The 23,059-nt window shown below is 36.5% G+C and carries 25 protein-coding genes; 4 read left to right on the plus strand and 21 right to left on the minus strand.

Annotation, left to right across the window (positions count from 1 at the left end):
* Positions 1-50: 50 nt before the first annotated feature.
* The 7 genes from F5ESL0246_RS06135 to F5ESL0246_RS06165 form a co-directional block, all read right to left on the minus strand.
* Positions 51-632, minus strand: coding sequence for a sigma factor (locus tag F5ESL0246_RS06135; RefSeq protein WP_122018703.1), 582 nt, complete (start codon positions 630-632; stop codon positions 51-53).
* Between the two features lie 233 nt (positions 633-865).
* The gene (rlmB, locus tag F5ESL0246_RS06140) at positions 866-1,621 is read right to left on the minus strand and encodes a 23S rRNA (guanosine(2251)-2'-O)-methyltransferase RlmB (protein ID WP_122018759.1); all 756 of its coding nucleotides are present in this window, start codon (positions 1,619-1,621) and stop codon (positions 866-868) included.
* On the minus strand, positions 1,608-2,033 hold the full coding sequence (locus F5ESL0246_RS06145; protein WP_369916858.1) for a Mini-ribonuclease 3: 426 nt from the start codon (positions 2,031-2,033) through the stop codon (positions 1,608-1,610). Before F5ESL0246_RS06145 ends, rlmB begins: the two co-directional genes overlap by 14 nt.
* A 7-nt stretch (positions 2,034-2,040) precedes the next feature.
* Entirely contained in the window at positions 2,041-3,465 is a 1,425-nt protein-coding gene (gene cysS / locus F5ESL0246_RS06150; RefSeq protein ID WP_122018708.1) for a cysteine--tRNA ligase, read from the minus strand.
* A 127-nt stretch (positions 3,466-3,592) separates the two neighbouring features.
* Positions 3,593-5,092 carry a glutamate--tRNA ligase gene (gene gltX / locus F5ESL0246_RS06155; RefSeq protein ID WP_122018710.1) on the minus strand — a complete coding sequence of 500 codons (1,500 nt, stop codon included), beginning with the start codon at positions 5,090-5,092 and terminating at the stop codon, positions 3,593-3,595.
* 75 nt (positions 5,093-5,167) lie between these two features.
* Positions 5,168-6,544, minus strand: a complete 1,377-nt coding sequence (gene radA / locus F5ESL0246_RS06160; protein ID WP_122018712.1) for a DNA repair protein RadA — start codon at positions 6,542-6,544, stop codon at positions 5,168-5,170.
* Positions 6,544-7,095, minus strand: coding sequence for a dUTP diphosphatase (locus F5ESL0246_RS06165; RefSeq protein ID WP_122018714.1), 552 nt, complete (start codon positions 7,093-7,095; stop codon positions 6,544-6,546). The genes radA and F5ESL0246_RS06165 overlap by 1 nt, the downstream gene beginning before the upstream one ends.
* Before the next feature lie 109 nt (positions 7,096-7,204).
* Between F5ESL0246_RS06165 and F5ESL0246_RS06170 the strand changes: the two genes are divergently transcribed.
* Positions 7,205-7,507 carry a hypothetical protein gene (locus F5ESL0246_RS06170; protein WP_122018716.1) on the plus strand — a complete coding sequence of 101 codons (303 nt, stop codon included), beginning with the start codon at positions 7,205-7,207 and terminating at the stop codon, positions 7,505-7,507.
* Between the two features lie 79 nt (positions 7,508-7,586).
* Positions 7,587-8,930 (plus strand): aminopeptidase C, encoded by a 1,344-nt coding sequence (gene pepC, locus F5ESL0246_RS06175; protein WP_122018718.1) that lies wholly within the window; start codon positions 7,587-7,589, stop codon positions 8,928-8,930.
* 260 nt (positions 8,931-9,190) lie between these two features.
* Here pepC and F5ESL0246_RS06180 read toward each other — a convergent pair whose 3' ends face one another.
* The 9 genes from F5ESL0246_RS06180 to F5ESL0246_RS06220 form a co-directional block, all read right to left on the minus strand.
* A complete protein-coding gene (locus tag F5ESL0246_RS06180) occupies positions 9,191-10,162 on the minus strand; it encodes a WxL domain-containing protein (protein WP_122018721.1) in 972 nt (323 codons plus the stop codon).
* An 81-nt stretch (positions 10,163-10,243) separates the two neighbouring features.
* Complete coding sequence (locus tag F5ESL0246_RS06185; RefSeq protein ID WP_122018724.1) at positions 10,244-10,399, minus strand: hypothetical protein; 156 nt, start codon at positions 10,397-10,399, stop codon at positions 10,244-10,246.
* A complete protein-coding gene (locus F5ESL0246_RS06190) occupies positions 10,396-11,448 on the minus strand; it encodes a DUF916 and DUF3324 domain-containing protein (protein WP_233551603.1) in 1,053 nt (350 codons plus the stop codon). Before F5ESL0246_RS06190 ends, F5ESL0246_RS06185 begins: the two co-directional genes overlap by 4 nt.
* 766 nt (positions 11,449-12,214) lie before the next feature.
* Positions 12,215-13,150, minus strand: a complete 936-nt coding sequence (locus tag F5ESL0246_RS06195; RefSeq protein WP_122018726.1) for an AAA family ATPase — start codon at positions 13,148-13,150, stop codon at positions 12,215-12,217.
* Positions 13,151-13,255: 105 nt separating this feature from the next.
* Positions 13,256-13,930 carry a 2,3-diphosphoglycerate-dependent phosphoglycerate mutase gene (locus tag F5ESL0246_RS06200; protein ID WP_122018728.1) on the minus strand — a complete coding sequence of 225 codons (675 nt, stop codon included), beginning with the start codon at positions 13,928-13,930 and terminating at the stop codon, positions 13,256-13,258.
* 2 nt (positions 13,931-13,932) lie between these two features.
* Positions 13,933-14,112: a DUF308 domain-containing protein gene (locus F5ESL0246_RS06205; RefSeq protein ID WP_122018731.1), complete on the minus strand. Its 180-nt coding sequence runs from the start codon at positions 14,110-14,112 to the stop codon at positions 13,933-13,935.
* Positions 14,113-14,117: 5 nt separating this feature from the next.
* On the minus strand, positions 14,118-15,008 hold the full coding sequence (locus tag F5ESL0246_RS06210; protein WP_122018733.1) for a cation diffusion facilitator family transporter: 891 nt from the start codon (positions 15,006-15,008) through the stop codon (positions 14,118-14,120).
* Between the two features lie 54 nt (positions 15,009-15,062).
* Positions 15,063-15,743, minus strand: a complete 681-nt coding sequence (locus F5ESL0246_RS06215; RefSeq protein WP_122018735.1) for a histidine phosphatase family protein — start codon at positions 15,741-15,743, stop codon at positions 15,063-15,065.
* Positions 15,744-15,784: 41 nt separating this feature from the next.
* On the minus strand, positions 15,785-16,546 hold the full coding sequence (locus F5ESL0246_RS06220; protein ID WP_122018737.1) for a sulfite exporter TauE/SafE family protein: 762 nt from the start codon (positions 16,544-16,546) through the stop codon (positions 15,785-15,787).
* 69 nt (positions 16,547-16,615) lie between these two features.
* On the opposite strand from F5ESL0246_RS06220, the gene F5ESL0246_RS06225 reads away from it, so the two are divergent.
* Complete coding sequence (locus tag F5ESL0246_RS06225; protein ID WP_122018739.1) at positions 16,616-17,260, plus strand: HAD family hydrolase; 645 nt, start codon at positions 16,616-16,618, stop codon at positions 17,258-17,260.
* Positions 17,261-17,297: 37 nt separating this feature from the next.
* Positions 17,298-17,882 (plus strand): DJ-1 family glyoxalase III, encoded by a 585-nt coding sequence (locus F5ESL0246_RS06230; RefSeq protein ID WP_122018741.1) that lies wholly within the window; start codon positions 17,298-17,300, stop codon positions 17,880-17,882.
* Between the two features lie 59 nt (positions 17,883-17,941).
* Here the strand turns inward: F5ESL0246_RS06230 and F5ESL0246_RS06235 are convergent, their stop codons facing one another.
* The 5 genes from F5ESL0246_RS06235 to F5ESL0246_RS06255 all read right to left on the minus strand — a co-directional run.
* Positions 17,942-19,105 carry a hypothetical protein gene (locus tag F5ESL0246_RS06235; protein ID WP_122018743.1) on the minus strand — a complete coding sequence of 388 codons (1,164 nt, stop codon included), beginning with the start codon at positions 19,103-19,105 and terminating at the stop codon, positions 17,942-17,944.
* Positions 19,105-20,274, minus strand: a complete 1,170-nt coding sequence (locus F5ESL0246_RS06240) for a hypothetical protein (RefSeq protein WP_122018745.1) — start codon at positions 20,272-20,274, stop codon at positions 19,105-19,107. Before F5ESL0246_RS06240 ends, F5ESL0246_RS06235 begins: the two co-directional genes overlap by 1 nt.
* Positions 20,271-20,891 carry an ABC transporter ATP-binding protein gene (locus tag F5ESL0246_RS06245; protein ID WP_122018747.1) on the minus strand — a complete coding sequence of 207 codons (621 nt, stop codon included), beginning with the start codon at positions 20,889-20,891 and terminating at the stop codon, positions 20,271-20,273. Before F5ESL0246_RS06245 ends, F5ESL0246_RS06240 begins: the two co-directional genes overlap by 4 nt.
* A gap of 118 nt (positions 20,892-21,009) precedes the next feature.
* The gene (locus F5ESL0246_RS06250; RefSeq protein WP_122018749.1) at positions 21,010-21,624 is read right to left on the minus strand and encodes a hypothetical protein; all 615 of its coding nucleotides are present in this window, start codon (positions 21,622-21,624) and stop codon (positions 21,010-21,012) included.
* Positions 21,625-21,783: 159 nt separating this feature from the next.
* Positions 21,784-23,059: SLAP domain-containing protein (locus F5ESL0246_RS06255; RefSeq protein WP_199699527.1), on the minus strand; the 1,276-nt coding region annotated here is incomplete at its 5' end.

Consider the following 23,059-nt stretch of genomic DNA (forward strand, 5'->3'; position numbering starts at 1 on the left):
ATTCTACAATTATTTATTATACCCCTTTTTAGTGCCGACTACTAAAATAACTAATCTAAAAGTACATGGCGCATTTTTCGTGACACGCGTGAGCGTGCACGCAAAATTGTAACCCGTTCCACTTTAAGCTTTTGCAGGGCATCTTCTATATCAATAATCCCTAACTCAATTAGTAGAGCACTAATTTCTAAATCAGATAAGCTGGCAATTAAACTAGCTAATAATTCACTTAATGGAATTTCACTTGGACTTATAACTGATTTTGCTATCGGTTCTAATCCCTTTTCTTTTGCCGCGTCTAATGAAACTGATTGATTCATTGCCTTTCTTCTGTAAGCAGAATCATATCTGACCAATGTTTTAGCATGATTAGTGAGCCTAGTTTTATAATAACTGCCAAATCTTCCTTTACTTTGATCAAAATTCATAGCCGAGGCATGACAAATAATTAATGCGTCCTGATTCCAATCTTGGTCATCATAATATCGAACGTAATATTTTTGCTTCACACTATATACTAACGGATAATATAGTTGATAAAGTTTTACAAGTGCATCGTCTTTTCCTTCCTTAATCTGTGAAATTAACTTCGTTTCATCTACGTTTACATCAAATGATTTTTTTCTAACCATTCTTCTTATCCTCAAACTTTCTTAGTATTTGAGGTGAAGAATACGCAACTTTTTCTTACTAAAATATCGAACAAACGTTTATATACTACAATTTATTTTTGGTGCAACAAAACATTAAAACACATTATTTTCAACGTTAATATAATTGCCAAAATAATCTTAATCAACAAAAAAATACCCTGAAACTAAATAATTAAACTATTAATTACTTAGTTTCAGGGTATTTTTATTCTTTAGTTTAACGGATTACGACTATTGAGCATCTGATAAAGCATTATACCCGTTGCCACGCTTGCATTGAGCGATTGAACGTGTCCAACCATTGGCAAAGTTAACATTTGGTCCATTTGTTCTTTAAGTAACCGTGAAATACCTTTGCCTTCGTTACCAATTACCAACACGGCCTTACCTTTACTGTTCCAGCGACGATAATCAATACCATTCATATCTGTTCCAAATAACCAATAACCTTTATTTTTTAAAATTTTACTAGTTTGAACCAGATTATTAACACGGGCAACTGGGACATGGTCAATTGCACCGGTAGAAGTTTTAGCAACAACCGATGTCAGCCCCGTTGCATGACGTTTAGGAATTATTATTCCGTCTACTCCAGTTGCATCAGCTGTTCGCAGAATTGAACCCAAATTGTGCGGATCTTCAATTGAATCCAACATTAACAAAAAAGGATCTTCTTTTGCTTGATCTAACTGGTCTAACAACCGAGCTAAATCTGCATATTCGAAACTTGCAATCGTTAAAACTAGACCCTGATGATTTTCGCCCGCTACCAATCGATCCAGCTTATTTTTAGGTACGGTCTGAACAATCACACCTTTATTTCTTGCTAATTCAAAAACTTCGTTGGCAAAATTTTCTTGTACGCCTTGTTGAAGAAAAACTTTATTAATCCGTTCAGCATCCTGTGTTTTTAAAAAATCTAGTCCAGCATGCTTACCGAAAATAAAATCACTATTAATTGAACTCATATTCATCTATCCCACCATTTTCTACTGCTTTTATGCACCATGAGGTTAGTTCAAAAATACGGTCTTTTTCTCCTAACAATTCCAAATAGCCCCATACTGCTTCAAAACCTGTTGACAATTGATAAGTTGACAAGCTTGTATTCTTCGCTTTAGTGTGTGTCTTAGCGTTACGACCACGATGAAAGATTGTTACTTCATCAGCAGTTAAAAGGTTATCAGCTTGCAATTTTGTAATCAAAGCTGCCTGTGCCTTAGCCGAAACATAGTACGTAGCTTGACGCTGTAAAACCTGCGGTTTAACAATCTGACATTTAATTAAATGTTCACGAATAGCAATTTCGTATACTGCATCCCCTAAATAAGCTAAAGTTTGTCCATTTAACGTATCAGGATTGATTTTTCTTTCTGTCATTTTTCTTTTAATCACGTATCCACCTTGTCCCTTGAGGGGTATCTTCTAACATAACACCCATTTTCTTTAATTGTGCACGGATAGCATCACTTTTTGCCCAATCTTTACTTGCTCGTGCCTTTTCTCGCTCTTGAATTAAATTACTGATTTCGTCATCCGATTTTCTTCTAACCGAAGTAGTCAATTTTTGAGCGTCAATTCCGAAAATTCCTAACCATGTAATCAACAATTGTTGAGCCCTATTAAGTGCATCCTTATCAGCAAAAGCAGATGCAACATTAGCGTTGATTTCTGGTAGTAAATCATAAATAGCTGCAAGGGCATTTTGGACATTTAGATCATCGTCCATTGCCTCAGTAAATTGATCCTCAGTCTGAGCTATTTTAGCCACTAATATTGATGAAGCCATACTGTTAGTCTGGTCATTAAGACGATAAGCAATGTTAATTAGTGTGTTTTTAAACCGGTTTAAAATATTTTTCGCCTGAGCTAAATTGTTATCAGAATAATTAATTGGCCGGCGATAATGTACACTAGCCATAAAAAAGCGTAAAACTTGCGGATTAGTCGTCTTTAACAAATCATGCACAGTCACAAAATTATGCAAAGATTTAGACATTTTTTCTTGATCAGCCCCAACTGTGACAAAACCGTTATGCATCCAATAGTGTACAAACTTCTTACCCGTGGCTGCTTCGCTCTGAGCAATCTCATTTTCATGGTGTGGAAACTCTAAGTCCTGTCCTCCACCATGAATATCAATTGTTTCACCTAAATACTTAGTTGACATTACTGAGCACTCAATATGCCACCCTGGACGTCCTTTGCCCCAAGGAGATTCCCACGCAATTTCATCTGGTAGTTTTTGCTTTTTCCATAAAGCAAAATCAATTGGATCTTCCTTACGTTGTTGTTCTTCTTGATTCACATGTTCAGAAGCACCAGCTTCAAGTTCAGCAATATTTTGATTGCTCAGTTCTCCGTAATGCTTAAATTTGCGTGTTCGATAATAAACATCTCCACTAGATTCATAAGCATAACCTCGTTTAATTAATTTCTTAATAAAGTCAATAATTGCTGGGATTTCATTTGTTGCTAGTGGATTCATGGTCGCTTTTTCAACGTTTAATGCTTGAATATCTTCACAATAAGCTTGAATATAGCGTTCAGCTAGTTCAGGAACTGTAATCTCTTCCGCTCGTGCCTCATCAATCATCTTGTCATCGACATCAGTAAAATTAGAGACATAGTTAACTTGGTAACCCTTATATTCAAAATAGCGCCTAATTGTATCAAAAGCGATCACACTGCGTGCGTTACCAATATGAATATAATTATATACAGTCGGGCCACAAACATACATCGTAATTTGTCCAGGCGTAATCGGTCGAAATTCTTCTTTAGTCTTAGTTAAAGTATTATAAATTTTCACAGCGGCTAACTTGCCTTTCTTTAAACTTTTCTTTTTATTTTAACAGAAAGAATACATTCAACACCAATTTTCAAAACAAAATAGCGTATCACGCTTTAAGAACGTTATACGCTATTTCGATAAGCAATTATAAGCCGTTTTCACTCATTTGTTTTAAAGTTAAGTCTAAGTGTTGCAATACTCGTTCTTTACCCAAAAGCTCCATAGCTTCTCCAATTCCAGGACCAACCATTGATCTAGTTGTCGCTATTCTAATTGGCATAAAGAGTCGCCTACCCTTAATTCCTGTTTCGTTACGTGTTGCTTGAACTGCCTTCATTATTTGTGTAGCAGTAAAGCGAGGAATCAATTCAAGCTGCTTCTTAAATTCTTCAATTACTGGTCGTGCCTCATCCTTACGAATTTCAGCAATTTCTTCGTCATCCAAATTTTTTGGTGCAGCAAAGAATATTTTAGCTAAATCAACAATTTGTTTAGTGTAAGACATTTGTACAGAATAAATATTTACTAATTGTCGAACCCACTCTAGCTTTTCTGGTGATGGGGTTTCTTCAACTAATCCAGCCTCTTGTAAGTTGTTTAAAGCTAAATCAAGTAAGGTATCACGATTTGCCTGTTTAATGTACTGATTATTAATCCATTCCAGCTTTTTCTGGTCAAAAGCAGCCGGAGATTTAGATAAACGCTCAGGATCAAACTGCTTGATCAGTTCTCGTTGATTATAAATTTCGCTTTCACCAACTGGCGACCACCCAAGTAGCGTAATAAAATTAAACATTGCATCAGGAAGATACCCTAAATCACGGTACTGTTCAATAAACTGTAAAACTGATTCATCACGCTTAGATAGCTTTTTCCCAGTTTCAGCGTTAATGATTAACGTCATGTGACCAAATTTAGGTGGTTCCCAGCCTAATGCTTCATACACTGCTAACTGCTTAGGTGTATTAGAAACATGGTCATCACCACGAAGAACATGAGTAATTTCCATTAGGTGATCATCAACCACAACCGCAAAGTTATAAGTTGGCATGCCATCACGTTTTTGAATAACAAAATCACCACCAATGGTATCCGATTCAAAGCTCAAATGCCCTTTAACCAAATCTTCCCACTCATAAGTTTCCATTTCTGGAATATGAATACGAACAACTGGAGTTAAGCCTTGAGCTCGGGCTTTGGCCTGACTCTGCGCAATTTCATCAGCAGTCATGCCTTCATACTCATAGGTGTAGTGCGGCGCAATTCCCATAGCACGTTGCTCTTCTCGTTGCTCTTCAAGTTCTTCTTGAGTTTTATAAGAATAGTAAGCTTTACCTTCATCAAGTAGCTGCTGAATATACTTATTGTAAATTTCTTTACGTTCGGATTGACGATAGGGGCCAAAGTCTCCCCCTTTATCAGGACCTTCATCCCAATCTATTCCGAGCCAATGAAGATTCTCCATTTGTGACTTAGAGCCACCTTCGACATTACGCTTAGTGTCAGTATCTTCAATTCTTAAAACAAAAGTGCCCTTATTGTGCCGAGCAAATAAGTAATTAAAAAGCGCGGTACGTGCATTACCGATGTGTAAATGCCCCGTTGGACTGGGGGCATATCTTACTCGAATTTTTTGTTTTGCCAAAATTATGCCTCTTTCAATATAGTAAATTCAAACAATTTTAGTTTACCCGTAATAAGCTAAAAGTTCAATCTTTCCTTATCCCAAAACCAATTTTAATGCTTGTGGAATACTTGCAACAGGAATTACTTCAATTCCTAATTGCTTCAAGCTATTCCTCATATTATGTTTTGGAATAAAGATACGCTTAAAACCAGTCTTAGCGGCTTCCTTAATCCGGGCATCAATTTGATTAACACGGCGCACCTCGCCCGTTAAACCAACTTCACCCACAAAACAATCGGTCGGCAGTATCTCCTGATTTTTATAACTAGAAGCAATCGCCATTACAACCGCTAAATCAATGGCAGGTTCATTCAAACGAATGCCACCCGTTGCAGTTAAGTAAACATCTTGATTTTGCAACATTAAGTTGCCTCGCTTCTCTAAGACTGCTAATAAAAGAGCCGCTCGATTAAAATCAACCCCTGAAGTCGTTCTCTTAGCATAACCAAATGCCGTTGGCGTAACTAGTGCCTGAATCTCTGCCAGAATTGGTCTTGTTCCTTCTAATGAAACTACAATTGCTGAGCCCGTTGATTCAGGTAAACGCTCATCCAAAAATATTGCTGACGGATTGGTTACCTCTTTGAGACCCCTATTTACCATTTCAAACATTCCAATTTCATTTGCGGCGCCAAAACGATTTTTTACTGAATGTAAAATGCGGTAGGCATGGTGTTCATCACCCTCAAAATAAAGAACGGTGTCAACCATGTGCTCCAAAATTTTTGGTCCAGCAATTGCGCCTTCTTTAGTGACATGACCAATCACAAAAACCGTAATTGCATCAACTTTAGCAATCTTCATTAATTCACTTGTTACTTCTCGCACTTGTGAAGCTGAACCCGTCATTGAATCAAGACTTGGCTCATTCATTGTCTGAATTGAATCTATAACTACGAAGTCAGGATGAACGGTATCAATTTGACGTCTAATATCCTCCATATCGGTTTCAGGATATAGTAACATTTCGCCAGATTTTAGCCCTAAACGATCGGCACGCAACTTAATCTGATTTGCAGACTCTTCTCCTGAAACATAAAGCACTTTATGCTGATGCGATAGTTCGCTCATGATTTGCAACATTAATGTTGATTTACCAATCCCTGGATCTCCACCGATCAAAACAAGTGATCCAGGTACAATCCCGCCTCCAAGGACACGATTTAATTCACCCATGCTAGTTTGAATACGTTCTTCTTTTTCTGCTTTTACCTGATCCATTTTAATCGGTTCACTGCCACCAGCTTGCTTAATGAGTCTACTGGGACTACCTTTACTTGATCGTGTCTGCAATGTTTCAGTTTCTTTTTCAAACTGATTCCATGCCCCACAATTAGGACAACGCCCTAAATAACTAGCAGAAATATAGCCACATGAACGACATTTATACTTAGTTTTAATCTTTCCCATTAGTCCTCCTTCTCATTTGTTGAACCAAAGCCGTTACATCTTTGACGATCGACTGGCAAATCATTATCAACTTTGTTGTATTTAATAAAAATACCTTGGACAATGCGATCTCCCTTGTGAATTTTAATTGGTCTGATACCATAATTAAGCATTTGAACGAAAATTTCACCCTCATTTTTCTCATTATTATAGTAATCTGCGTCTATGACTCCAATTCCATTGGGTAAACTTAAGCTACGTTTAAAAGTATTAGATGAGCGATTTGCCAAAATCAGAACTTCATCTTCAGGCATATACGCCTTGATTCCAGTTGGTATTAATATTGGTCGTAAAATTTCATCAGCAAGCTCATAATCAGATTCATAAAGTTGATGACCATTACGCAATAAACGAAAAATGCGTACAAAATTAAGACGCCAAATACTCGGAACTACCATATCTTTAGCCGCCTCTAAATCATAGCCTGCACTTGCAAGTGTTTGCCGTCTTGGTAACATGATTTTTTGATCTTGATATTTAGATACGACTTCAAAACCACGATTTTTCTTCATTTTATCTCCTTTAAAACATTAATATTTATTTTACAATAGATTACGAAGATTCAGAAATCTTCTATATGATTAAATACGTAAAAATAAGTTATTTTAAAAGGAAAATGCCATGTTCGATATTGATAATCCCCATCAAGCCTTCCAAGTTAACGACGATAATAATCGCCTAATCTGCCGGTGGTCAATGGACAAAATTAACCGACAAACTGGACCAGTCTGGGTAATGAATCACTTATTTATTAACCCCGATGTAAATAGTAAGCAAATTTTACACGATCAGATGAAAGTAGTAATGGAAATTGCTCAAAAGTCCCAAATACCAGTGTGGCCACTTGACCCGCAAGTCATCGCCTATTTTAGCCAACATTCAGAATTTGATAAAATTTGGTATCACAAGCCTTATAGCAAATAATTATCAAACTTTATATATTAGACTACTCACGTACATTAGGCTAAAATAGAAGTAATTAACTTTAAGGAGGAAACATTTTATGACAAAAGAAATCACAAATGAAGCAATTGCTAATTTTGCTGCTGATCTAGACAAGCACCCTGGCATTAACATTGCTAGCCGGGCTGCCCAACAAAATGGCATTTACAAGGCTAGTCAAAATTTGCAATCAAAGATTGACCTCGAGCCAACTTTTTCTATCGAAATTGATACAGGTAAACCCGCTGACCAAAAACAATCAGGTCGCTGCTGGATGTTTTCAGCTTTAAATACCATGCGTCACCCTTTACAAAAAGAATACAAAGTTAAAGACTTTGAATTATCCCAAAATTACACTAACTTCTGGGACAAATTCGAAAAGTCTAACTGGTTCTTTGAAAATGTCATTGCTACTGCCGATAAACCTTTAGGAGATCGGAAAGTTAGCTTCTTGTTTGCAACTCCACAACAAGATGGTGGGCAATGGGATATGCTATGCGGCCTAATCGAAAAATACGGTATTGTACCTAAAGCAGTTTATCCCGAAACAGCTAATGCCACTAGTTCAAGTGCCTTGAATGACACTTTGAATACTCTTTTACGTAAAGATGGGTTAGCTTTGCGCGCAATGATTAATAATGGTAAAACTGAAAACGAAGTTGCCGCTCGCAAGCATGAATTTTTGAATGATGTTTTCAGAGTTCTTGTTATTTCATTGGGAATGCCACCAAAGAAATTTGACTTTGAATACAAAGATGATGATGGCAACTATCACCGCGAAGCAGATCTTACACCAAAAGAATTCTTCGATAAGTATGTTGGCATGAATCTTGAAGACCATGTATCAATTATTAATTCACCAACAACTGATAAGCCATATCATAAAGTCTTTTCTGTTGAATACCTTGGCAATGTTGTCGGTGGGCGCCAAGTACGGCACATGAACTTAGAAATTGCCGAAATGAAAGCTTTAATCATCCAACAATTAAAGGGTGGTGAAGTCGTTTGGTTTGGCTCAAATGTGGGCAAAGATTCCGAAAGACAACTAGGCTTGCTTGATACCAAGATTTACCAGCGCGATGAATTATTTGATATTGATATGTCAATGTCAAAGGGCGACAAACTTGATTCTGGCGAAAGCATGATGGATCACGCCATGGTGATTACTGGGGTTGATTTAGTTGAAGGAAAACCAACTAAATGGAAAATTGAAAACTCTTGGGGTGAAAAGCCGGGCTTCAAAGGTTACTTTGTAATGAGTGATGCTTGGTTTGATGCTTTTGTATACCAAGCGGTGATTAACAAAAAGTTTCTCTCTGATACTTTAAAGACCGAGTTTGATGAGGGGGCTAAAGATCCTATTCAACTTTTGCCATGGGATCCAATGGGCGCCTTAGCGAAATAATTATTTTAGCAACAATAAGTAACGGGCAGTAGACTTCAAAGTTGTCTACCGCCTTTTTATAATCCTAATTAAACAAAAAAGATGCTCAAGCTTTATGCTTGAGCACCTTTTATAAAATCATTATTATTGTTGCCTAACAACAAACTTCTACCAGAATTTCCTTAAACTTTAATTTAAGAAAATTAGGCAAAACTTGCAGGTATAAGTGAAAAAATATCACTTAATTGTTAGTTAGTAAGTATCTTGACAAAATCTTAAGTTTATTGAATTCCTGTTGATAAAGTCCAAGTTAATGAAGTCGTATAAGTTCCTGCATCAACACTGGCAGTGGTTGGTAAAGTCAACTTGATATCACTTGGATCCCAAGCAAAAACGGCTGCTCCAACACCAGTAGCAGTTGATGGTGCGTTCCCAAGCTGAACTGCGGTACCATTGGTATCTAAATTAACCGTAAAACTTTTATTCACACTATTGAGATCGACCAGATTAGCGGGAGAATTATAATTTCCATCATCTATATTTCCTGTTAATCGCATAGCATCTCGTGTTTGGCCAACTACAGTATTGTTAAAACCTAGCGTGGCGCCACTAATTGTTTTGCTACTACCAGTTGTCAGCGGACCATCGGCTTTAACACTTAACTGCCAATCTCCTGCATGGTCATTATTCTTGTCACCAGGTTCTACGCCTGAACGGTTCTGTTGCTTATCAACCACTGTCACCCAAGTCTTACCAATAACATTAATTAACTCAGGCTCAGTGGTAGAAAGCTTCGGGGTCTGGTTAGCTCCCCCGGCATATCCAGGATATACATCATTGTTGGTACCATTTACGATACCATTTACGTTTGTACCAGCTGCTGTAAAGACAGGGTTGGCAGAATTAAACGCAGTATGACTACCAAAGTCGAGTACTTCTGGCACATGTTGCAAGCGTAAATAGCCCTTGCCATCATCTGGTTTATTTGGATTATCTGGTTTATTTGGATTATCTGGTTTATTTGGATTATCTGGTTTATTTGGATTATCTGGGTTAGGATTTGGGCTGTCTTTTCCAAAGGTAATCCCCACTGTACTATGATTGGTATCTGGTAAGACTTTACCCTCGTTTCTAGATGCGCCATTCAAGCCTTCTTGGGTTCGAGCTTGAATAATGGCCGGGGTAGCGGCAGCTACAGTCGATAAGACTGTGGCACTTGTCATTACCATACTGGCTATTTTAGTTAATTTCATCTTGAAGTTCCTCCTTCAAATATATATTTTTCATACACAACTAATCATCTTGCAATGATTATTCCAACGATTGTTTACTAGTTAATAAAGATTGATCGTCTTCCAAGTATTAAAATCGTTATATGTTTTGATTGTAAAGTACAGACACGTCGCAAAGGCAATTGCTAAGAGTATCGATAACCCCAGCCAAAACCACTGCACGCGACGGTAGGAAAATTTTGCGATCAATACTTTCAAATACTATCACCTCCTTTAGTGCGCGGCCGCAACATGAAAGTCCAAACCAAACCGCCGAGACTTAACACCAGTAAAACCCCGCAAATAATCGTGGCATACAGCCAATAATTAATCGGCTTTTTAACAGCACGGTCATTGATTGTCTTAGCCTGGGAATTATTCACCTTCATGGTTTCGTTAAAGGTCCAACTTACCGGGAAGCGATTCTGCGTATTCAATCCTTTTAGGGTGACTTTGATATGATATATACCGGATTGTAGTGCATCATAGCTCCAGGAAATGGGCAACACAATGCGCGAATTAGGGGCAATCATAAAGTTGTTGGCGTTAAAGGTGCGCACCTCGCCGCCACTGCGACCGATGGCTACCGCAACACTTGCTTTAGAAATAGCCATGGGGGCAATATTACGCAAGGTAACGCCTAAAGCGGGGTGACGGTTAAAGAGTATCGGTTTGGTAGTGGCGTATTTCACCTTGGGAAAGACCTGATAGTTCTGTCCGCGTAAGACAATTCCTACGGAATAGGCGTAATTAGAGGTAATCATGCCGCCCTTAGTCTTGGGCCTCTTGGGGTGTTCGACAAAGTGCCAGTCGCCATAGATCATGCCATCAAAGCGCTCTTTAGGCAGCTTAACGGTGGCACTGATAACGCGGGATTGCCTCGGCCCTAGCTTAAGCTTCTGGTCGCCCTTATGAAGCGTGATTAAGGTAGTTAGAGGATGCTTTAAACTAGGATCAAGTGTTTTAGTCTGAGGCGTAAAATCAATGCCGCCCCCATCTTGGGTATAGGCATTACGCAAATTAACCCGCACCGTGATCGTTTTCTTAGAAAAGTTCTGTACAGCCATCTTAATCACATGAGTGGAATTCTTCCGATAAGCTAAATCAAAGTAGTTACGGGTCGTATCGACCTGCTCTTCGGGGAAAAGCGGCCTAACTTCAAAGTCGGTGCTATCATCTGATTGAGCAGCCACCACCATGGTTTGCGGAGTTAACCAGATTGCCAAGACCAAAACTAATCCCAGCCACCAACGCTTCTTAGTTTGCAAAAATGATTCCTCCTAGCAATTTTTTAAAATATTGACAGTTAAACCCGCCAAATTAACATTAATTCAGCGGGAAAACATCAAAAGTCAGGTTGTAGTTTTACTAACTATAAGTACTAATTTCGTAGTAGTAAAATGAACAAGCAAAAAAGTATTACTACCGCAAAAGTCACTAAACTAGCAACAAAATTTTCTTGACCTTTGACAGACGCAATTAGTAAAACGTTGATAATTATAGCTTTAGTCTGAGTAAAATTTAAACTATAAAAATATACCAATATATAATTCAAAAATAGTCGTAAATAGGAAACGAAAGCTATTACTAAATGCGCTCAAGTTTATGATATCTCAATTTGCGGGATCGTACAGATTATATAAAAAAAAAAAAAAAAGTAATATAGAATTACCGTTATTTGAGAAAATAATAAACCTTAGAAAAAGCTGGATTTAATTAAAGCTAATTAGCTACTAGCATGGGGTTAGCAATTACTAAATAAGTAAACAATAATTAATAAAATAAGGCAAATAAGCGAAGAAAAAGTAAACATTAATTCTTAGATAACGGTAGTTATTAATAACAGATTAAGATTTTGTTATGCTTAAAAGCAACAAAAAAAGGCAATAACTGCCTTTTTTTAATTTCATATTTAAAACTTCATTCTAAAATTAGTAATCAAAAAGAAGATGACAATTTTATCTTTTTGAAATGATAACTTTACTATACTTTTAATTCTTCAAATTAAAAATGTCGCTAATTAGCGACGTTTTTTTACCAAATATGAAGCAACCTATCTGGTTGTAACTTACTTAAATTAAATTGATGTACATGTTGCGCTTGACTTGGGGGAAATGGTTCCACAAAATCAGCCAAATTAACCAATCCCGTAGAATAAGTCCACATACCCTTAACTTTTTTAATCGGATCAAGCATTTCATTTCTAATCGGGTATGCCGAAATTAAAAAGTGTTTATGATGGAACTTAAAAACAAAGTATGGCAACCGAAATTCATTAATAATTTCCTCTTTTGTTTTGCCAATCGTGACAACATTACGATAAGTACCATACTTTGCCGTAAAACGATCATTAAAGGAAAAATAAAAATTAGAAATATGGACATGGGGAAAATCTTCTTCCCTCATTTTATCGGGAACCGCCATTACGTGAGTATAATAATCTAAATTACTTTCCCTTTGTGATAATGCTTTACCCATCTGATTAGGACTAATAACATGAGCCCATTCTGGAAGTTGAGTATTACTCTGATAAGATAAATACATTTCCCTAACCACATTAGGCTTGACCCAGTCATACTGTCGCCGAATTTCATTGCGTTCAAGCAGACTTCGCAAATTCCTATGATACATCAAGTCAACCACAAATAATTCATAACGGTATCTTTCAACCCACGGTTGATAATGCTCGACATTTTCGGCAAGAATATGGGTACTGTCGACAATCACCGTTTCGCCACGTTTCATCTTTTCTTCTACGAGGTAATCCACCACTTTCTCCGTTTGCTCATTTGCATAGCGCGGAATAACTTGATGTAAACAATCGGTATCTTCTTCATAGTAATAGGTTAAATTTGCCAACAATAATCTAATTTGATCACGGCTAATCGCGTACGGTTGTAAGTGATGACGCGAAATGAAAGAAGATTTACCGGAGCCGGGGGCGCCTCGCAACAAAAATATTTTACGCATGCCTTCTACTCCAAACTAAGAATGTAAATATATTTAGTATCGTCTTAAATTTTAACATATATCTGGCCAATTCCACTCTTATAACTAAAAAAGCCAGACAAAAAATCAAGATAATACCTGTTTGTTCCTTATATGTAAGTATTTATCAAAAGTGTATACGATGGGCTCGGCATTATAAACTTCCAGTTCAGTAATAGCGCTATCATCAATTTGTTCAAGTTTCTTGATTAAAGCACGTAAAGTTGAACCATGTGCCACAATTAGTTGATCCTCGCCTTTAAGTAGACGTCGTGCTACTTCGTTATGATAGTAGGGTAATACTCTTTGTTGCGTTTGGTAGAGACTTTCAGCTCGCGGTAATCTTTGGCGATCACAATTAACATAACGTCGATCGGTAATTCGATCACCAGCGGGTGGAACAGAGTAAAAGCCCCTGCGCCATTCTAATATTTGCTTTTGTCCAAAAATTTCTCGTGATAAATCTTTATTTAATCCCCGAAGTTTTCCATAGTGACGTTCATTTAGCCGCCAAGTTTTAGTAATTGGCAAATATAAAAAGTTGGCAACTTCTGCAACAATGTTTGCCGTTTCAATCGCTCGCACAAGAATAGAAGTATGCACATGGGTGGGAGCAAAATTAGGGATCTTGCTAATTAATTGACCAGCCAATACAGCTTGTGTCCTGCCACGAGACGTTAATTTAACATCATTCCAACCCGTATAAATATTAGCATAATTAGCGGTACTTTCACCATGCCGCAAGAGCACTAACTTGACCATTTTTAATTCATCCAATGCATAAACAAAAGTGCAACACCTGCAACCGTAAAGATTAAACCAAGAATCATAAAGGCTTTATTACCACGACTGTGATTTTGGCGTCGATTAAAAGCATAGGCTAGATCATATAAGCCAACGATTAATACAATAATTGCCGTATATACATTAACTTTAAAATTCACTTTCTTTACTCCTCATGTTCACGATCTGATACAATCATTTGATAGTTTTTACCACGTTCACATTCTACCTGAAAATTAATGTGATTAATCCCTAAAGTTGCCAATTTTTGACTAATTTCTTGTGTTAACTGTTCGAATTCGCCTGCCGTTAATTTTGCATCAACGTTAACATGAGCATCCAGCATAATATATTGATCACTATAGCGCCAAACATGGACGTGGTGAATATTTTTAATTTCTGTAAAAGATAATACGATCTGGTTTACTTTGTCTAAATCAATATCAGGATTTGACTCCATTAAAATATTAGCTGCTTCATTAGTTAATACAATTGCTTCACGTAAAACGAACAATGATACTAAGATTGTCATTACTGGATCAAGCCAAGCAACATGCCAAAAATAAATACAAATAGCTCCAATGACAACAGCAACACTCGAAAGAGCATCACTTAGCATATGGATAAAAGTAGACCTTACGTTAAGGTTATCTTTATTATTTTGATGCATAACAACCATCGAAACCACATTCGCAACTAGTCCAATAATGGCAACAACCAGCATAATACCACCACTAATTTTGGTCGGTTGCCAAAATCGTTCAATTGCCTCAATAAAAAGCACTATACTGATTAAAATTAAAATGATGCCATTAGTAAAGGCTGCCAAAGTCTCTGCACGTTGGTAACCAAAAGTCTTTTCCTGATTGCTACGTCGATTGCTGATTAAATGGGCAACAAACGAAATAACAATTGCACCAACATCACTTAGATTGTGAACCGCATCAGATAATAATGACAATGAGCCAGAAATAAATCCTCCGACAAATTCACTAATCGTGATTATCACATTCAGCGCTGTAACATAAGCATACCGCTTTGTAGTAGGATCCTTCATTTGCTTTTCTCCTTTGCAGTTAGTGTAACAAAAAGTCCTACTAAAAGTAGGACTTTAAATATTTTCAGCATCAACATTATAATCAACAATTTCAAACTGACCATTATTATGCAAGATACCTCGGCTAACACTACCATTATTAGGAAAAATAATGTCATGTTTACCATCACTTTGATTCCAGTACTTAATTGCTAAGGTTTTAATAAAATCACCATGAGAAACAATCAATATTCTCTGTTCTTTTGTAGTTAAATCACGTAAGACAGAAATTGCCCGTACCATTCGCTGGTCAAGTTCCTGTTTATTTTCGGCTAAATGCCTTGGATCAGCTTTTTTCGTTGCCTGCCGAAATTCATCGATGCCCACTTGATTAATTATATTAGTAATGTTTTTTTCGGGTAACATCCCTGCAGCTAGTGATACTTGCTCCCAAGTGTCAGCAATGTCATCACCTTCAAAGGACCCGAAAAACACTTCGCGAAATTCAGGTAATTTTTTTATCTTTCCTATCTCGGAAACCTGATTAACATCTTTCATTAAATGAACAGTATCAATTGCACGTTTAAGGTCGGAAGAATACATATTATCAAAATGAACCTGTCTTAACGCTTGTGCCGTGCGCTTTAAGTCATTAATCCCATTGATTGTCAAAGGAGAATCGCACCATCCCTGAACCTTGTTCAACTGATTGAACATTGTTTCGCCATGTCGCACTAAATAAACTTCTGTTGCCACCTCTCATTCTCCTTTCCTTACTTTAAATAATGTGGAATAAACTATAACATATATGCTCGATAAAAGAAATACCCAGCTTGGATAAAGGCAAGAACTGCAATAAACAGCCGAACAGCATTAGCTGGAACCTTACGTAATATTCCCATTCCAAGAAATCCACCAATAAACATCCCAATTGCTAATGGAATAGCTTGTAGCCAATAAACATGTGTGGTAACCGCAAACACAATTAAGGCTACAAGATTACCTAAACCACAAACAACATTTTTTATTGCATTTATTACGATGAATTTTTCATTAGTAATATATGTCAGTAAAACCAAAATAATGACCCCACCAGCAGCGCCAAAATAGCCAGTATATACTCCCATTACTAAAAGTGCAAAAATATATAGTAGTTCCTGCCATAAAGGACGTTTATGAGGCTCTAAATTATGATGCTTTCCAGAAGCAATCACCATCACCCCAGACCCAGCAATAAAAAATGGAACTAGTTTTTCGAAAATTTTCGCTGGAAACGCCAATAATAAATATGTTCCTAAAAGTGAACCAGAAACAGTGAAAATAGCATAAAAAGCCACCTGACGCCAATGCCCTTTTAGTTCCTTAGTAGAAGAAATTGTTGAACCAATACTAGTCCAAATCAACGCGGCATCATTAGTAATATTAGCATAAACGGGAGGAATCCCAACCGCTAATAAAACTGGGTAAGATGCTAGTGAAGCCATTGAAGCCACTGATGATAAAAGCCCACTTATAATTCCTCCTAGAAGAATAAATATTATTGTCAAAAATGTTGGCATCATTTCCCCCTTTTATCATCATATCGATTATAATGCAGTTAGTAAACCATTTAAGAAGGTAAATTTAAAGTGACAAAATTTGAAACATTAATCTTTATCCCAGAGGGTAGCATACTCAATGAATCTGCCGCTGAAAGAAGCGCACTCAAGTCCACCTTAAATGCCATCGGACAAGAATTTGGTTCAAGCCAACGATTAAAATATAATAATCTGCAAGCTCAAATCAAACTGCTTGGCTTTAACGAACGAATCAAACTGCTATTGCAAACGTTTGGCATCAGCCAAATAGATTTATTTACTCACGAATTACAAAAGCAACAACAGCTTGTAAAGGATGTAACCAATTTTTTAAACGAAGTTGAAAATCAAGTCAACCTAATTATGCTTGCTAAAGAATCAAGAAAAACTATTATTTCTAGACTTGGCCCAAGTGAATTGTTATCGTTTTTTTCAGCCACTTATTTTATGAATGATTTTTCTCAAAAATTGCCTGACAGAAAAATTTTTGATCAGATTATCCGTGAACAAGCGCTTAACCCAAATTCATGTCTTGTTATTGGGACTGATCTAACTGATGAAATTCAGGGTGCCGAAAATGCTGGGTTACAATCATTATGGTTAGCCCCCAAAAAAAGCAAAATCCCAATTAACCCTCGTCCAACCCTGCATTTAAATAAAATTAGTGACTTATTATTTTACCTTAACATGAGCTAGTCTATAATAATCAATAGAAAGAAGAGATGTTTTAACAATGAAAAAAGTTGCAGTAGTATTTGCTAATGGCTGTGAAGAAGTAGAAGGATTAAGTGTAGTTGATGTTTTGCGACGCTTAAGCATTCCAACTGACATGGTTGGTCTAACTAGCCCAAAAATCACTGGCGATCATCAAATTCAACTTATCTGTGATAAAGTGGTGGATGATAGTTTACTAAATTATGATTTAGTTGCTTTCCCAGGCGGAAAAATCGGTGCTGAAAATTTACGCGATAATAAAAACCTTCGCGATTTAATGGTTAAGCGTCACGAAGAAGGCAAATGGAATGCAGCGATGTGTGCTGCTCCAATTGCCTTAGCCCGTTATGGTCTATTAGACAACGCTGATTATACTTGTTATCCAGGCTTTGACAAACAGACTAAGCAAGATGCTCCAACTGGTAAATTTAAAGAAACAATTACGATTACAGACACCAAACATAAACTTATTACTAGTCGCGGTCCTGCTACTGCGTGGGCATATGCATATGCAATTGCCGAAGCCCTAGGAGTTGAAACTAAGGAATTAAAGCAAGGAATGCTTTACAACTATCTAGCTGATAATATCCAAACAAGTTTATAACTACTAAAAAATGTCTCATTTTATAAGAATGAGACATTTTTATTAGAAATCTTATCTTACTATGCTCTGCTATGAGCATACTCGACAATAACAGTTAAAGCTAATATAATCACCGTACTACCAAGCAAAACAATGATTCCTGAACTAAAATTCAATTGCGAATTTTGGTATAACATTCCTAATTTCCCTGACACAGTATCAACCGCATTCAAATACGTCACCGGTAACCATGCACTGATTTTTCTTAACATTGGGACAGCTATTACCGCCACGTTCACTCCTAATACTAACAAGATTGCAAGCAGCAATGTGGGCAGTTGAGCGCGAAAAATTTTGGCTAAAAATCTTACTAAAACTACTAAGAATAACAGACCCAAAAGTTGCAAAACAATAATTGGTAAAATCAAATTGCCACTAGCCACAAAATTAGTTATCATTCGACCGTTAACAAATTTATAGGTCAAATACGGAAAAGCTAAATTGCCAGAACCAGCAAAAATCGTAGCGGCAATTATCATTAACAAATTTATTACCAAAAAACTTCCTCCTAGTAAAATTAAACCTGCACTAATTTCTGTTAAGGCCTGACGCCATTTACTAATGGGATTGAGCCGAGTTAGATCAAGTTTTTGGTGATAAGGTTCTGTTAATAATAAAGTTAAGATAAACAAAGCCACCAAAGTAAATAGATACGGTAGATACTGCTCGTTAAGGTGCAACCAAAATTGGATTCCCGTTACTGGCATATCTTGACTTTCATAAGCAAGTGGTTTGCGTTTAAGATAGGCAAAAAATTTTAGTTTGTTATTAGTCTCTGTCACTTGTGCTGGATCAATCTGATCAGCGATATTTTCTAAATGTTTTTTTTCATGCTGCTTTTTTTGCCACATAAGCGTATAAGCTAACTGCCACTTAGCAGCTTGAGCAGCTTTTTGTATTTGATAATCTTGGTTGGCAATTTTTTGGTTACTGTTAATATCTTGTTCAGTTTCTTGATAAAGGTCACTATTTTTCTTTTGCTGCTTCAAATTTTGTTTTAACTTGGTATTTTCCGTTTGGTAGTACATGCCTTCTTTTTGGGCTCCTGCCTGCAAGGTAAATTGAGGCGTAGTACGCAGGTTCAGGAATAAAACAACGCCTAAAATTAGAATCAGGATAGAAAGACAAATTGGTGTCAACTTATTTTTAACTACTTTTTTTAGTTGAAATAGGAGATAAGCCATTATAGTGCCCCCACTTCTTTAAAATGAGGAGTTCTAGTCCGTTCTAATAAGCAAATCAAACTAAACAACATAAGTGAACCAATTAGTAGGGTATCTACTCCACTAGCAAAATTAATTCGATAATTATCTAAGTTATAAGCGGCTGCCCCCGAAACCACATTGATTGCATTAAGATAAGTGTTAGGCAGCCACTGGGCAATCCGAGCCAAAGGTTCAATTACGGTGGTTGCTAACCCAATGCCCACTATTAGAAGTACCGCTAATAACAGTGTTGGCAATTGATTATGCAATAGTTTTGCCAGTAGCTGGATAAACAGCACTAAAAATATAAATTCCAAAAATTGCAAAATTAACATTTTAGGGATTAAAGTAGCTAACGGAGCCACAGCAACTATTGAGTGCCCATTGACTAAGTGATGAATAATAGCTGGGTATTGTAAACTACCCGTACCAAAAATTAAAGACGCTCCCGTAAAGACTAATAAACTAACTAATAAATATAATAAACAACTAATGGCTAATCCCACCAAGCTATTAGTTAATAGCTTGCTCATTATATTTATTGGTAAAGCAGTGGTGATATCTAATCCATTTTTATAAGCGTCTGTGTATAGATACGTTAGAATAAAAATTATTACTAAGGTAAATAAAACTGGCCAGTAGGTTCCATTTAAATCTGACCAAAATTGAACACCAGTAACGGCGGCATCACTTTCATAAGGTAGCGGATGCTTAACTAGATATTGATAACGCTTTTTTACGCCACTAACAAAGTCAAGGTTTCGCCCACTTAATCCAGTAGTTTTCATTTTATTGATCTCTTTGATTTTTTCCTTATAAACTGGTCCCCACTGCCCCTTATTAATATGCTCAATCAACGCTTGATTTGCTTGTAATTGCTTTTTCGTTTGCTTCAGTGCAATTTTAGTTTGTCGGTAACCTTCACCAGTCGGCGAATACTTTTTTAATGCTTGCTTATCTTGGGCAATATTATTTTTTTGGATCACAATATTGCTTTGTATCTGCCCCCTGATTGATTCTCCGCTGTCAATTTGATTGGTATTAAGAAATAACACCCCAAAGGAAATAATTATTAAAATGCACAAAGCAATTATGGTTAAATTATGCTTAGTTATTTTTTTAAATTGAAAACCAAAGTACGACATCATTCTTGCACCTCACGCATCATTTGTTGTTCTAAAACTAAACGATGAGCGTTGACCATCCTTAGTTCACTGCTATAATGTGAAGTCATGATAATACATTTGTTTTTATGCATAACTTCTTGCGCTAAGCGATCATAAAGTTGTCTGCGACTTGCTTCATCCAAACCATTAGTTATTTCATCCATTAGATAATATTCGGCATCACTCACAAAATACATGGCTACCAGCAATTTCTGTTTCATTCCTAGGGAATACTTTTTAATGGGTACTTTTGCGTAATCTTGCACCCCTAAAAAGGCTAACTCGTCTGCTAAATTCACCTGTGAATGCCACATGTTTTTAATAAATTTTAAATAGTCTAAACTATTTAGATTGGGATTGAGCCAGTCATTACTTTCGAAGAAAAACACTTTGTCCATATTTTGGGCATACGGTTTACCTTCTAAGCGAATTTTTCCGGTGGCAATCGGGATTAAATTAGTAATTGCCCGCAAAAAGCTAGTTTTGCCTAAGCCATTTTCAGCAGCAATCTGATAAAACTGACCAGGTATAAACTGATAACTAAAATCATGCAAGATTGGTTGACGGGTCTTAATTGTAAGGTGATTAACTTCAAGCATAGCGGTCTCCTTAATAACAATGTGATTAAAAATGCTTTTATTTGATAATAGCATATTTATAAACAAAAATGGTTCCAAATATCACTGCGATATTTGGAACCATTTAAATTACTAAATATTATTCTTCAGGATATTTACCAATTAATAAACTAGGAATATTAATATTACTATCATATTCTAACCAGTGCATTAATTCATGTAAGGAAACTTCGCCAATTTGTTTGTTGCGCGGCGACAAATTCTGAATTTCTTTTTGAACCTGGGGCAATTGTTTCAAAGCGATTTGTTTACCCGCATTATCTTTTAGTCGCATCAAATTTAGTTCAACTTCAACTAAAGACTTTAAGCCCTGCTTTAATGCTTTAATATTATAAAGATCTGAAACTAAGTTAACCCAGCCATGATGTTCACCGCTTTGATCAATAATATGAGCTATGTCCGTATTATAGATTGTCTTAATAGCTATTATTTTAAATAATATTTTTTGTTCAATTAGCTGTTCAACATCCTTTTTTTCAAAGGTTGATTGTTTTTCAGCTTGTTGATACATTACTGCATGTGGAGAAAGTTTAAAAGTATAACCCGCTCGCGCTAATTGTTTACTAGCATGCTTATCTTGGCTTTGATCTTTTTTGGAAAAAGAATTAATTAATAAAGTAGCAATTGCTCCCGTGGCAACAGAGAACAAAGACACTGCTGCCGAAATGATTGTCATCTTCATGCTTTTCTTCATCGTTAAGTCCCTCTATTCTACACTTTATTTTTAATTTAACTGCGTCAGTAAGTAATGTCAATTATCTTTAACCAATCTTGAATTTTATTAAACAAAAAAGAAGCTCCCCATTGCTATGAGAGCTTCTTTTCTTATTTCAAAATAATTAAACTATCCTCCTTAAAAATTTATCTTTTTAATATATTGGTTATGTCCAATTTTGTAGTACGCTTTACCATGAATTTTGACTGCATTGCCATAGGTTCTAATCGTCTTATGCTTCTTTAATTGCTTACCAGCTAAACGCTTACCATCTTTGTTATAAATATGACTAGCTGCTTTTAACCGCCGTTTTGTACCAATAACATTCCCACTTGCCACATACTGGTTAGGAGCAATTTCTAGCAATTCATGACCGCTCACTACTTTTCTTTGTCCAATGGTAAATCTAGAACCGACCTGAAGAACAACTTGATTAATTCGTTTGCCTTCATCATTGTAAACATAAGAATTATGAACAATCACTGCATTGGCCGTTACACCATCTGCTACTTCTCTATTTGGTCTAGTAATAGATGGGGCAAAGTTAGCGACTTTGACATAGTGATTATTAATTGTCAGGTAATATGCTTTACCATGAATCTTGACAGGATCTCCATAAGTAATAACTGCTGTATTCTTCTTAAGCAATTTAGAACTAATTCGCTTGCCGTAGCGGTTATAAACAAAAGCATTATGAACCAAATTCCGCTTTTGTCCAACAACGTTGTAAATATCAACATATAAGCCATTATCAGTCAAGTAGAAATCATGACCATTAATCTTTTCTGTGCCATAAGTGGCAATGATTGACCCCTTCTTAGCAATTAACAGATTAGCTCGTTTGCCTTCTTTACTATAGAAGTAAGCATTGTGTTTTAAAGTCTTTTCGATGGCATTTGGAATAGGTTTAGGACTAGGTTCCGGCACTTTACTGTCACCTGGATTTGAGTTTGAACTTGAGTTGCCATTTCCAGCATTAGGGAGAGGAATATTATTCGAATTTGAATTATTACCATTGCCACCAGGATTAGTGTTGCCACTATTTATCTTAGTGTACTTAAAGGTAATTGTTGTTCCTTTTTCTCCTACAGTAACTGTTTGCGATTCACTACCGTCAATCTCATAACCAGCAATCTGTAGAGCATGAGCCGTATAATCCTTACCAACTTCTGCTTGTACTGTTGTCTCTGGATGAATTTCTTTACCAGTCGCATCGACATACTTAATTGTCACTGGTGCTTGTTTTGCTTCTTCCTTCTTGACAACGTACTTAAAGGTAATTGTTGTTCCTTTTTCTCCTACAGTAACTGTTTGCGATTCACTACCGTCAATCTCATAACCTGCAATCTGTAGAGCATGAGCCGTATAATCCTTACCAACTTCTGCTTGTACTGTTGTCTCTGGACTAATTTCC

Source organism: Lactobacillus sp. ESL0246 (genome assembly GCF_003692965.1).
GTDB lineage: Bacteria > Bacillota > Bacilli > Lactobacillales > Lactobacillaceae > Lactobacillus.